Source organism: Mycoplana sp. ABR4_002 (assembly GCF_056159645.1).
Genome location: NZ_JBSWVO010000003.1, coordinates 216,296 through 228,362, shown reverse-complemented (window position 1 = coordinate 228,362; position 12,067 = coordinate 216,296). Strand labels below are relative to the sequence as shown.

The 12,067-nt window shown below is 60.3% G+C and carries 11 protein-coding genes and 1 pseudogene; 6 read left to right on the top strand and 6 right to left on the bottom strand.

Features of this window, described 5'->3' with window-relative positions:
• Window positions 1–135: 135 nt before the first annotated feature.
• Window positions 136–1,329, bottom strand: a complete 1,194-nt coding sequence (locus tag ACXAGF_RS23410) for an IS91 family transposase (RefSeq protein WP_475019945.1) — start codon at window positions 1,327–1,329, stop codon at window positions 136–138.
• A gap of 86 nt (window positions 1,330–1,415) precedes the next feature.
• Here ACXAGF_RS23410 and ACXAGF_RS23405 point away from each other — a divergent pair.
• The 6 genes and pseudogenes from ACXAGF_RS23405 to ACXAGF_RS23380 all read left to right on the top strand — a co-directional run.
• Window positions 1,416–1,607: pseudogene (locus ACXAGF_RS23405) on the top strand (thiamine pyrophosphate-dependent enzyme); the annotation flags it as partial.
• Complete coding sequence (locus ACXAGF_RS23400; protein WP_475019944.1) at window positions 1,607–2,605, top strand: alpha-ketoacid dehydrogenase subunit beta; 999 nt, start codon at window positions 1,607–1,609, stop codon at window positions 2,603–2,605. The pseudogene ACXAGF_RS23405 and the gene ACXAGF_RS23400, both read left to right, overlap by 1 nt.
• 1 nt (window position 2,606) lies before the next feature.
• Window positions 2,607–3,893 carry a pyruvate dehydrogenase complex dihydrolipoamide acetyltransferase gene (locus ACXAGF_RS23395; protein WP_475019943.1) on the top strand — a complete coding sequence of 429 codons (1,287 nt, stop codon included), beginning with the start codon at window positions 2,607–2,609 and terminating at the stop codon, window positions 3,891–3,893.
• Between the two features lie 78 nt (window positions 3,894–3,971).
• On the top strand, window positions 3,972–5,411 hold the full coding sequence (gene lpdA / locus ACXAGF_RS23390) for a dihydrolipoyl dehydrogenase (protein ID WP_475019942.1): 1,440 nt from the start codon (window positions 3,972–3,974) through the stop codon (window positions 5,409–5,411).
• Window positions 5,412–5,492: 81 nt separating this feature from the next.
• Window positions 5,493–6,557, top strand: coding sequence for a class II fructose-bisphosphate aldolase (fba, locus tag ACXAGF_RS23385; protein ID WP_475019941.1), 1,065 nt, complete (start codon window positions 5,493–5,495; stop codon window positions 6,555–6,557).
• Window positions 6,558–6,970: 413 nt separating this feature from the next.
• Window positions 6,971–7,639 (top strand): HAD-IA family hydrolase, encoded by a 669-nt coding sequence (locus ACXAGF_RS23380; RefSeq protein ID WP_475020005.1) that lies wholly within the window; start codon window positions 6,971–6,973, stop codon window positions 7,637–7,639.
• A gap of 74 nt (window positions 7,640–7,713) precedes the next feature.
• Here the strand turns inward: ACXAGF_RS23380 and ACXAGF_RS23375 are convergent, their stop codons facing one another.
• From ACXAGF_RS23375 to ACXAGF_RS23355, 5 genes are read right to left on the bottom strand one after another with little or no spacing between them, the layout of a single operon-like run.
• Window positions 7,714–8,076 carry a hypothetical protein gene (locus ACXAGF_RS23375; RefSeq protein WP_475020004.1) on the bottom strand — a complete coding sequence of 121 codons (363 nt, stop codon included), beginning with the start codon at window positions 8,074–8,076 and terminating at the stop codon, window positions 7,714–7,716.
• A 57-nt stretch (window positions 8,077–8,133) separates the two neighbouring features.
• Entirely contained in the window at window positions 8,134–8,952 is an 819-nt protein-coding gene (locus ACXAGF_RS23370; protein WP_475019940.1) for an N-formylglutamate amidohydrolase, read from the bottom strand.
• Between the two features lie 11 nt (window positions 8,953–8,963).
• On the bottom strand, window positions 8,964–10,310 hold the full coding sequence (locus ACXAGF_RS23365; protein WP_475019939.1) for a glutamine synthetase family protein: 1,347 nt from the start codon (window positions 10,308–10,310) through the stop codon (window positions 8,964–8,966).
• A gap of 20 nt (window positions 10,311–10,330) precedes the next feature.
• On the bottom strand, window positions 10,331–10,993 hold the full coding sequence (locus tag ACXAGF_RS23360; RefSeq protein WP_475019938.1) for a cysteine hydrolase family protein: 663 nt from the start codon (window positions 10,991–10,993) through the stop codon (window positions 10,331–10,333).
• A 44-nt stretch (window positions 10,994–11,037) separates the two neighbouring features.
• On the bottom strand, window positions 11,038–11,916 hold the full coding sequence (locus tag ACXAGF_RS23355) for a MurR/RpiR family transcriptional regulator (protein ID WP_475019937.1): 879 nt from the start codon (window positions 11,914–11,916) through the stop codon (window positions 11,038–11,040).
• Between the last annotated feature and the right edge of the window lie 151 nt (window positions 11,917–12,067).

The following is a 12,067-nucleotide window of genomic DNA, read 5'->3' as shown; positions in this document are numbered from 1 at the left end:
ACGGACCGCTGGGCCTTTCGGCCGCGGGGCATCGTCGGCTCGGTGCGCGGCCGGACGCGCCTGTGTCGGCATCGACGATCTCCATGGACGCGCGTGGGGGGCCTGTGGCTGCAGGCTGGACTACGCCATGCCGGGTCATGGGGCGTTCTCCCGGTCTGTCTCTGCTTTGCCCGGCGGCCCGCGCGGCTGCTTCCACCGTTCGAACACCTCGATGACGATCATGCGTCCGCCGCAGCAGGGGCATGGCGGGCGGAAGTCTTCCGGTTCGTCTGGTGTGTCGTCATCAGGCGGCGCCGCGACATCCAGGAGTGCGCGGGCGAGCGCGAGACTGGCCCTGCGGGCGGAGGCAGCCAGCAGACCGTAGTGGCGGATGCGGTGGAAGCCTCGTGGCAGGACATGGATCAGAAAGCGGCGGATGAACTCGTCGGCCGCAAGCGTCATGACCTGCTGCCGGTCCGTGCCGTCGCGGCGGTAGTCCTTGTAGCGGAAGGTGACGCCGGTCTCGCCGAAGGCGATCAGCCGACTGTTCGAGATCGCCACGCGGTGGGTGTAGCGCGACAGGTAGGCGAGCACCGTCTCCGGTCCGGCGAAGGGTGCCTTGGCGTAGACCACCCAGCGCTTCTTTCGGACGGGAGCAAGGTGGCGCAGGAATGCCCGCCGCTCGGCGAGATGGGCAAGGGTGCCGAAGAAGCTGAGCCGTCCCGCGTCGTGCAGAGCGACCAGCCGGGTGAGGAAGAGGCGGCGGAACAGCTTGCCGAGTACGCGCACCGGAAGGAGGAAGGCCGGGCGCGACGATATCCACCGATTGCCGTCGAGCGAAATGCCGCCGCCCGGCACGATCATGTGGACGTGCGGATGATGGGTCATCGCCGACCCCCATGTGTGGAGCACGGCGGTGATGCCGATCCTCGCGCCGAGGTGCTTGGGATCGGCGGCAATCGTAATCATCGTCTCCGACGCCGCCTTGAACAGCAGGTCGTAGACGAGCGTCTTGTTCTGGAAGGCGATGTCGGCGACCTCGGCCGGCAGCGTGAACACGACGTGGAAGTAGCCGACTGGCAAGAGGTCGGCCTCGCGTTCGGCAAGCCATGTCCGTGCCGCCGCGCCCTGGCATTTTGGGCAATGCCGATTGCGGCAGGAGTTGTAAGCGATGCGCCACTGGCCGCAGTCCTCGCAGGCCTCAACGTGACCGCCGAGCGCTGCGGTGCGGCAGTTCTCGATCGCCGACATGACCTTGAACTGGGTAAGGCTCAGGTGACCTGCATGGGAGGCCCGGTAGACAGGCCCCGCTGCACGGAAGATGTCGGCGACCTCGATCAAGGGGCGCACGGCTCAGCCGTCGGGCGAGATCTCTCCCGGCCTGAACAGGCCGAGCTTGTCGAGCGGGCTCGTGACCGTTCTCACCGTCTTGGTCGATGAGCAATCGAGATCCTATCGTCCGGTTCGAAACCCAGCTCCGGGAATTCGGTGTCGCAAACGATGCAGAGCTGGAGGCAATCCGTCAGTCCGTTCGCGATGAGATCGCGGCAGGTATCGAATTCGCAAAGGCAAGTCCGGCGCCCGACGTCGCTGAGTTGGCTGAGAATGTCTATACGGAGCAGGCATAATGGACACCGGTGTTCGAGAACTCAGCTACTCCCAGGCCATCCAGGAAGCCATGGCGATTGCAATGGAGGCGGATGAGCGTGTCATTCTGATGGGCGAAGATATCGGCGTTTACGGTGGCGCGTTTCAGGTAACCGGCGATCTCATCGACAGGTTCGGCCCTGATCGCGTAATGGACACTCCGATTTCCGAACTAGGCGGCGCAGGTGTCGCGGTTGGTGCCGCGATGACCGGATTGAGACCGATTTTCGAGTTTCAGTTCTCTGATTTCGCGGCACTGGCGATGGAGCAAATCGTCAATCAGGCTGCCAAGATGCGCTATATGCTTGGCGGCGAAGTGTCAGTGCCGGTTGTTATGCGGTTTCCAGCCGGCTCTGGCACCGGGGCGGCCGCCCAGCATAGCCAGAGCCTGGAGGCGTGGTTGGGACATGTACCCGGCCTGAAGGTCATTCAGCCCGCGACACCGCACGATGTCAAAGGCATGCTGCTGGCCGCTGTCGCCGATCCGGATCCGGTCATGATCTTCGAGCACAAGCTTCTGTACAAAATGAAGGGACCGGTTCCCGAAGGTCATTATACGGTCCCTCTCGACAAAGCGGAAATCCGCCGACAGGGCAAGGATCTTAGCATCGTCGCGACGTCGATCATGGTCCACAAAGCGCTGGATGCAGCTGAACAGCTGGCCGGCGAAGGCATTGATGTCGAAGTAATCGATCTTCGTTCGGTGCGGCCGATCGATAGGGCAACCGTGATCGCAAGCGTCAAGAAGACAACGAGGCTGCTCTGCGTCTATGAGGGTGTCAAGACTCTTGGTGTCGGCGCAGAAATAAGCGCTATGATCGCCGAGAGCGATGCATTCGACTACCTAGATGCACCGATTGTCCGTCTTGGGGGCTCCGAGACCCCGATTCCGTACAATCCAGAGCTTGAAAAGGCTGCTGTTCCGCAAGTCCCGGACATTCTAAGTGCCGCGCGGGACCTCGTGCGGGGAGCGCGATAGTATGGCAACAGAAATCATCCTCCCAAAGGTCGACATGGACATGGCGACCGGCAAGATCTCGAAGTGGTTCTTCAAGGAAGGCGACCGTATCGGCAAGGGCGATGTCCTGTTCGAGATCGAAACCGATAAAGCTGCGATGGAAATAGATTCCCCCGCTACGGGCATTCTTCGAAACGTCACCGGCGAAGAAGGCGTTGATATCGCGGTGGGGTCGGCAGTCGCTTGGGTCTACGAGGAAGGGGAGGAATATCAGGTTGCGCCTGCATCATCTCCTTCGGCCGCTCCTGCAACGGCGGAGGCCACCAACGTGACCGCTGCGGCTCCGGTCACTGAGCAAAGCCATACTGAATTGCCGGATGCCGGAAGCTCAATCAGAGCTACGCCCCTTGCAAGGCGCTTGGCCCGAGAAGGCGCTATTGATTTGGGATCCGTGGCAGGCACCGGCCCACATGGAAGGATCGTGAGCGCTGATGTTTCAAAGGCTCTCCTTGCCAAGGCGCCAGTTGCTCCGCCAGCGCCTGCCGGCGCTGAAAATCGTGCCCGACAGCTGTCTTTCGACGGCTCTCTGAAGCTGTTTGCCGAAGGTACCTTCGATCTGCAACCTCATACACCCATGCGAAGGACGATCGCCCGGCGATTGCTGGAAGCAAAGACAACTGTTCCACATTTCTACCTCTCGGTTGATTGCCATATCGATGCTTTGCTCAAGCTGCGAACCGACCTGAATGCCTCGGCGCCAGTGTCGGATGGCACGCCAAAATTTAAGTTATCGGTCAATGACATGGTCATCAAGGCCTATGCGCTGGCCCTCGGATCAACACCAGACGCGAATGTATCTTGGACGGAAGAGAACCTCGTGCGCCATCATTCCGTTGATGTAGGAGTTGCCGTTTCCGTGGCAGGCGGGCTGATAACGCCGATCATTCGAAGTGCGGAATCCAAGACGCTTTCGACGATCTCCAACGAAATGAAAGATCTGGCTGCGCGAGCCAGGTCGGGGAAATTGAAGCCGGCCGAGTACCAAGGCGGCACAGGAGCGATATCGAACCTCGGCATGTTCGGGGTGAAGGAATTCGCAGCAATCATCAACCCTCCCCATTCAACCATCCTGGCTGTTGGCTCTGGAGAGAAAAGGCCCGTCGTCAACGCTCAAGGCGATTTGTCGAGCGCGACCGTAATGACCGTGACCTTGTCAACGGATCATCGCGCGGTGGATGGCGCTCTAGGCGCAGAGCTGATCGGAAAATTCCGAACGCTCATTGAGAACCCGATGAGCATGCTGATCTAGTTTCCTCCCAGCCTCGGGGGATCTTGCCGCGACGCGAATACGTCGTGACGGATCCCCCAATCTTTTCAAGGAAAACAGATGTCCTACGACGTCATCATCATCGGCTCCGGCCCCGGCGGCTATGTCGCCGCCATCCGCGCCAGCCAGCTCGGTCTCAAGACCGCGATCGTCGAGCGCGAACATATGGGCGGCATCTGCCTGAACTGGGGCTGCATACCGACAAAGGCGCTGCTGCGCTCGGCCGAGGTACTCGACCATGCCAATCACTTTAAGGATTATGGTCTGGTTCTCGAGGGCACAGTCAAGCCGGATGCCAAGGCCGTCGTTGGCCGCTCGCGCGCCGTTTCCGCCCGCCTGAATGCCGGCGTCGGCTTCCTGATGAAGAAGAACAAGATCGACATCATCTGGGGCGAAGCAAGAATCACCAAGCCGGGTGAGATCGTTGTCGGCAAGTCGTCGAAGCCTGTCGTCGAACCGCAGCATCCGCTGCCGAAGAACGTCAAGGGTGAGGGCACCTATGCCGCCAAGCACATCATCATCGCGACCGGCGCCCGCCCGCGCGCTCTGCCCGGCATCGAGCCTGATGGCAAGCTGATCTGGACCTATTTCGAGGCCCTGAAGCCGGATGCGCTGCCGAAGTCGCTGATCGTCATGGGTTCCGGCGCGATCGGTATCGAATTCGCAAGCTTCTATCGTTCGATGGGCGTCGATGTCACGGTGGTCGAGGTCATGCCGACCATCATGCCGGTCGAGGACGCCGAAATCACTGCCATAGCCCGCAAGCGGCTTGAAAAGCGCGGCCTCAAGATCTTTACCAGCGCCAAGGTCACGAAGGTCGAGAAGGGCGCCAATAGCATCACCGCCCATGTCGAGACTTCAGATGGCAAAGTGCAGCAGATCACCGCCGACCGGATGATTTCGGCCGTCGGCGTCCAGGGCAACATCGAAAACCTTGGCCTCGATACGCTCGGCATCAAGACCGACCGCGGCTGCGTCGTCGCCGACGGTTACGGCAAGACCAATGTCGCGGGCATCTATGCGATCGGCGATGTCGCCGGCCCGCCGATGCTGGCGCACAAGGCTGAGCATGAAGGCGTCGTCTGTGTCGAAAAAATCGCCGGCCTGCCGAGTGTCCATCCCACAGACAAGGGCAAGGTCCCGGGCTGCACCTACTGCAATCCGCAGGTCGCCTCCGTTGGCCTCACCGAAGCCAAGGTCAATGAACTGGGCCGCGACATACGTGTCGGCCGCTTCTCCTTTGCGGCGAACGGCAAGGCGATCGCGCTCGGCGAAGACCAGGGCATGGTGAAGGTAATCTTCGACAAGAAGACCGGCGAGCTGCTCGGCGCCCACATGGTCGGCGCCGAAGTCACCGAGCTCATCCAGGGCTTTGTCGTCGCGATGAACCTCGAGACGACGGAAGAAGAGCTGATGCACACGATCTTCCCGCATCCCACAGTCTCCGAGACGATGAAGGAAGCAGTGCTCGATGCCTATGGCCGTGTGCTGAACGCTTAGTTCGTCCAGAGAGATTTAGTTTCATCGTTTGGCGAAAACGACAGGCGGCTTTCGAGGGAAACCGCGGGAGGGAGAATTCGGATGGCAAGGATAACCCTAAGACAGTTGCTGGATCATGCGGCGGAGGAGGGCTACGGCGTACCCGCCTTCAATATTAATAACATGGAACAGGCGCTCGCCATCATGGAAGCCGCGGATGCGGCTCGTGCACCCGTCATCATGCAGGCATCGCGTGGTGCGCGGGCCTATGCCCATGACATCATGCTCAAGCACATGATGGATGCGGTCGTCGAAATCTACCCGCATATCCCGGTTTGCGTGCATCTTGACCACGGCAACGATCCGGCCAGCTGTATGACGGCAATCCAGGCGGGCTTCACGTCAGTGATGATGGATGGCTCGCTGAAAGCGGATGCGAAGACACCCGCCGACTGGGACTATAATGTCGACGTGACCAAAAGAGTAACCGAGATGGCGCATCTCGGCGGTATTTCCGTTGAAGGCGAGCTCGGTGTGCTTGGCTCTCTGGAGACGGGCATGGGAGAGGCCGAAGACGGGCACGGCGCGGAAGGCAAGCTGTCTCACGACCAGTTGCTGACGAACCCGGACGAGGCAGTGAAATTCGTGCGCGAAACACGGGTCGATGCACTGGCGATCGCCATGGGCACCTCGCACGGCGCCTACAAATTCACGCGCAAGCCTGATGGTTCGGTGCTGGCGATGAATGTCATCGAAGAGATCCACCGCAAGCTGCCTAACACGCATCTCGTCATGCACGGCTCGTCGTCGGTTCCGATCGAGCTGCAAGATATCATCAACAAATATGGCGGTCGGATGGAACCCACATGGGGCGTGCCGATCGAGGAAATCCAGCGCGGCATCAAGAATGGCGTTCGCAAGGTCAATATCGACACTGACGGCCGGATGGCCATGACGGGGCAGATCCGTCGGATCTTGCAGGAAGATCCGAGCGAATTCGACCCCCGCAAATATCTGAAGCCGGCAATGGCCGCGCTCACCAAGCTTTGCAAGGAGCGCTTCGAGCAGTTCGGCACCGCCGGCATGGCGGCGCGCATTCCACCCCTTCCCGTTTCTGCGATGGCAAGTCGCTATGCGTCCGGTGCGCTCGATCCCGTTTTCTCTTGACTCGCAACGCGGCACATCTGTCAGAACGTTTGTCTACATTGAACATTCTTTGCAGGGTTGTAGGCCAGTGCTTTGGGCGGAGAAATGGACAGGATTCTCGCCCGGTTCAGCATTCAAACGAAGTTTGGCTGCTGCTAATTACCATTGCCGCCGTCGGCTTCATGGGGTTTTATGCGACAAGGGTGCTGGAAGCGCGACTGAACGTAATGAATGCTCGCGGAGCAAGTTGACGACCTCGTCCAATTAGTCGATTCCTTTGCATTGAGTGAGGCGCGAATAGTTCACACCGAAAAGACTGGCTAGGCGTCGATGACAAACTCGCTTCAGCTCACTCACCATCTAGACACCAGATACGGAAAGCTTGCTTGTTGAAGTTCGATGAAAATAAAGAATTCTCTGCTTTTCTCTTCGATATGGACGGGACACTCCTGACGTCCATCGCTGCCGCCGAGCGCGTTTGGGGTACGTGGGCGCAAGGTCAAGGCCTGGATCCAATTGCGTTCTTGCCTACAATGCATGGGCAAAGGGCGATTGACACTATTCGCCGACTGGAACTTCCGGGAGTGGATCCGGAGATCGAAGCTGCCAAGATCACCCAAGCAGAGATAGATGATGTTCAGGGGGTTGCCGCGATCGCTGGAGCTGCAGAGTTCTTAGCTGCGCTTCCCAATGATCGTTGGGCGATTGTCACATCTGCTTCAAAAAAGCTCGCGGAAAGGCGACTTGAGGCGGCCGGGCTAGCCATGCCTCGCGTTATCGTTACTGCGGAAGATGTTACGAATGGTAAACCAGACCCCCAATGTTTTCTTCTCGGGGTAAAGCGGCTTGGGTTTCGGGCTGCGGATTGTCTTGTGTTTGAGGATGTTGAGGCTGGTGTTGAAGCAGGACGCGCAGCAGGTGCCGACGTGATGGTTGTGACGGCGGCCGGTCATGGTCTTGATTTGCCGGACATCCCAACAATAGAAAATTACACGAACATTCTTCCGGTAGTTTCGGCGGAAGGCCTACTGTCGATCAAATCCATATGCCGGCCACAGTTTGGCGCACCCGCGCGACGACCTGCTAAAACAATTCCACAATAAGGTGCTGGAAATGATGAGCGCAATTCCACCTTGAGAGGGCGCATCCTCCTCGTCCGTATGTGCCTCCAGCTTGCCTACGGTGGTTGGACCGCTTGTCGATATGTCCAGATCTGTGCCGGTCGAACCGGGGACGCATCCGTGATAAGCGCCATTCGTGACGGCACGATATGCGGCTTCATTGGCGTCGGAACCGAATGGCCGAACCAGACCTTATGCGTGCCGCGACCCGGAAAGCGGCGAGCAGCAGCACGCTTGACGGCCGGAGTATTCGAGGCGGAGAGAATGCTGGCGCCAGCAGGATTGGCAGTCGCATGTGTGACGGCCTCGACGAGGGCTGGGTGACCGTAGCCGAGACTGGCCGCTCCCCACGCACCGGAGAGGTCCATGAGTTCGCGTCCGCCCTCTTCGACGAGCCGTGCTCCTCGTCTGCCGGTGATGGCAAGGGGAAAGAAGCGCAGCTTTTGCTAGCTACCGATTGCCGCGTCGTCCCGGTTTTAGAGACCGCGCGCCATTGCGGTCTTGAGACAGCGCGTGAGCCGGTTACCCCATTCGGCAACGCCGGAAAGTGTGTCGATTAAATCATGTCGAACCTCAATGAGCGCGCCCGGCAGGCCGCGGGAGTCGGCATGAACCGGCACGGTATAGTCTTCGTCCCGATGGATCGTATACGGCTCGTTGTCGCCGATGGTCAGGTCCCCTTCCAACTGCAACTCGCGGATTAGCGTCTGGCCCAAACCGGTCGCCTCACCATAGAGAATGCCTGCGTGCCATGGGCGCTGCTTGCCAAAATAGACCGGTGTAAAGGAATGGATGCCGACGACGATGGGACGTTTGCCCCGCCGTTGTAAGAGGTCGAGCCGTCTTGCGACGGCATCGGCGTAGGGGCTGAAGAGTGTCTCGATGCGCTGCGCTCGCTCAGCTTCCGTCAGGCCGATATTGGCGGGGATCTCGGTCGTCTCGCTGATTTCAGGGATGACAGAAGGAGCGCCGAGCGGCCGATTGCAGTCGATAACGAGGCGCGAATAGTTCGTCATGAACAGTGATGCGTCGAGGGTTCGACTGAGATGCTGGGAGAGGGCGCTGACCCCGATATCCCAAGCGATGTGACGAAGGCGCTCCGCCTCCGGCAACCCGAGGTCGCCGAGCGCTCGCGGGATGCGGTTCGAGGCATGTTCGCACAGGAGCAGGTAGGGCGATGCTCCATCCGGATTGACCACGGCGTAGGGTGGCGGCTCGTCTATGGCGAGCAGCGGCAGCGCCGGATCGTGCCGCCATCGGTTCTCGCCGTGTGGGAAAGCTTGGCTTAGCGTCATTGTTTGGCAACTCAATAGACGGTCGCGTAGCGGCTGCAGAGGTCTTCGGGCGAAAGCCCCTCGACGATCTCGATCTCCTTTCGTTTCATGGCGAAATAGCAATCGAGGAAGTCCGCCGAAAACCAACCCGTCACCACTGAGTCGGCTGCAAGCGTGTCAAGCGCCTCCGAAAGGCTGGAGGGCAGCCGGCGAATGCCGAGCTTTGCATGTTCGTCAGTCGAGAACTCCGACGGATCAGTGTTGATCAGCGGCGGCTGTTCCAATTGCTGCCGGATGCCTTCGAGACCGGCACGTAGAACAACGGCGAGCGACAAGTGCGGACTCGCGCATGCATCGGCGGCACGGTACTCCAAGTTGAACTGCCTGGCTGGGTTGCTGCCGGGCAACTCCAGCGTCGGGCAGATTCGCAATGTCGCTTCGCGGTTCTTTTCACCAAGGCACGTGTAGGCCGCGCTCCAATGGTGCGGCACGAGGCGCATATAGGAGAGCACGGATGGCGCGGTGAAGGCGACGAGCGCCGGCAGGTGCCTGATGACGCCGGCGGCGAAGGCGCCGGCGACGTTCGACAGCCGGCCGGGCCGGGCCGCATCGAAGGTCGCCGGGTTGCCATCGAGGTCGGTGAAGCTGATATGCAGATGCACGCCGTTGCCGACACCGTTCGGATCGGTCTTCGGTGCAAAGCTGGCCTGCCAGCCGAAAAGGGCCGCAACTTCCCTGGTGACGGCGCGGATTGTGGCGCCGCGGTCTGCGGCGATGAGCGCGGGGGATGGGCGGCAGGTAATCTCGAACTGGTCTTTGCCATATTCGGGCAGGAACATTTCCGGCTCGGCGCCGGCCTCTTTCAGCGCGGTCATCAGCAGTGGACCAAAAGGCTCGGCGCGGCGCTGGGCGCGAAGGCCGAAAGCAGGAGCAACAGGCCAATCGGCTCCAAGGATCTGGAATTCCTGCTCGACGGCACCGACGACCTTGAGCCCGGCTTCCTTCTCGAAATCAGCAAGCGTCGCTTTGAGGAAACTGCGCACACAGCAGTCCCACGGCTCGCCGCTCAGATCAGTAATGTCGGAGTGGTAGAAGTGAAGGGGCGTCTCATCCGGCAGGCAGGTGACACGTGCCTTGCTGGTGGGGTCGGCCATCAGGCGCAGGTCGCCGGCAGAGCCCCAGGGATTTGGATTGGCGATCAGGTCGAATGGCGTCAGCGCAAGATTTGCCGGCACCCAGCCAACGCCTTTGCGCAGATAATCTTCGATGTCGGCGGCGGCGAAGCTGCGGCCGCGGGTGATGCCGGCGATGTCTGTCGTGACGAAGGTCGCAAGCTCCGTCAGCCCGGAGGTCGCCTTGCCGTTGCTGTTGTCGGTCATGATGGTCCCCTTCGCGAATGTCAGGCTTGACCGAGGCCGTTTAGGCGCCGGACGACGGTGTCGGTATCGGTGGTCCAGCAGTAACCGGAATAGGCGCGTAGCGCGTTCTCGTGGCGCTCCTGGCTGTAGGTGGCGCAGGCGTCGTCCACGACCGTCACCAGATAGCCGCGGTCGGCTGCATCACGCACGGCCATATCGACGCATTGATCCGTTATAACGCCGGCAATAATCAGGTAGCGGGTATTGAGGTTGCGCAGCACGTAGTCGATGTTTGTGGAATTGAACACGCCGGAGGAGGTCTTCGGCAGCACGATCTCGTTGTCGATGGGAGTGAGTGCCGGGATGACCTGTCCTTCGCGCGACCCTTTCGGCACATGCATGTTGGAGAGCTTATGGTCGAGTGACCGGTCGCGGCCGTCGAGCGTCAGGCTCTCGATGATCGTGTGCAGCACATTGCAACCGGCCCTGCGTCCAGCTTCCAGGATTCGTACCTGGTTGGGGATGACCTTCTCGCACAGGCGGCGGTGATAGTAGCTGTCGGCATCCTGCGGATGGGTCGGGTCGAGGTTGGGCTCGCACCAGATGCGTTGCATGTCGACATAGAGCACGGCGGTCATACCTGCCTCATAGGCGCTGTCGCGCCGCAGCAGATTTTTGCCGTATTGCACTTCAATTGCAGTCATGTCTGCCTCCAATGGATTTCGTGTCGCCCGTTTCGGGCGGAATGTCATTTCCCTTCGACCGGCGCGTTGTAGGCGTCCTCGGTGATCGCGTAGCTGCGCCGCAATTCCTCCATGCGTTCGATACGGTGGCGCGACTGGTTGGCGAGCCGGGCGGTGAGACCCGCAATCAAGGCTTCGGTCTGGGCGATGGCGGGTACCATCGTGTCGTAGGGCGAGACCGTGTCGACGGGTGCCGTCAGCGTGACTGAAGCGAATTCTGCGATCGGCGAGACCCATCGATCGGTGAAGAGCACGACGCGCGCACCCTGTCTGGCGGCCTGTCGTGCGAAGCGGATCGTATCGATCTGGTAGCGCCGGTAGTCGTAGACAAAGAGCACGTCACGCTTGCCGAGATCGACGAGTTGGTCGACCTGGTCGGCCTGCGCGCCGTTAATCCAGCGTGTTTCGGCGCGCAATTGCTTCATGTGCGACCAAAGAAGGCCGGCGAGAAAGCCGCTGAAGCGCCCGCCGAGACAATGGACGCGCACGCTGAGGTCGGCGGCGGCCGCGACGGCAGCTTCGAAGTCGTCAGGCGGCAGCATCTGCATCGAGGATTCGAGTGCATGAATACTGGCGCGCAGGAAGTACTGGTAGAAATTTTCCTGCTCCAACGAGGGTTTGCGCGTATCGAGCATTGAGAGTGGCGAACTCATCCGCTCCTGGACTTCACTGAGCAGAGCCGCCTGGAACTCCGGGTAGCCTTCATAGCCGAGCTTGTTGGCGAAACGCACCACGGTGGGGTTGCTGACATCGGCGGCCGCGGCCAGATGCGCAACGGTGTTCAGGCCGGCCGCCGGGTAGTTCGCCAGTAGCTGCCGCACGATCTTCAGCTCCGCCCGAGTGAAGGCAATTTCCCCGTCCGTCAGGCGATCTCGAATGGCCATTGCCTGCCTCCCCGTCGTGATCTGCGCCGCTACTTTTATTTTAATTTCGTTACATTGCTGCTATCAGATAACAAAAAATGAAACAAGATTGACATATTGATTTTCTGGATTAACGTTTGTTGCGGAAACTGGCTCGCAGAAACGAAGCCGT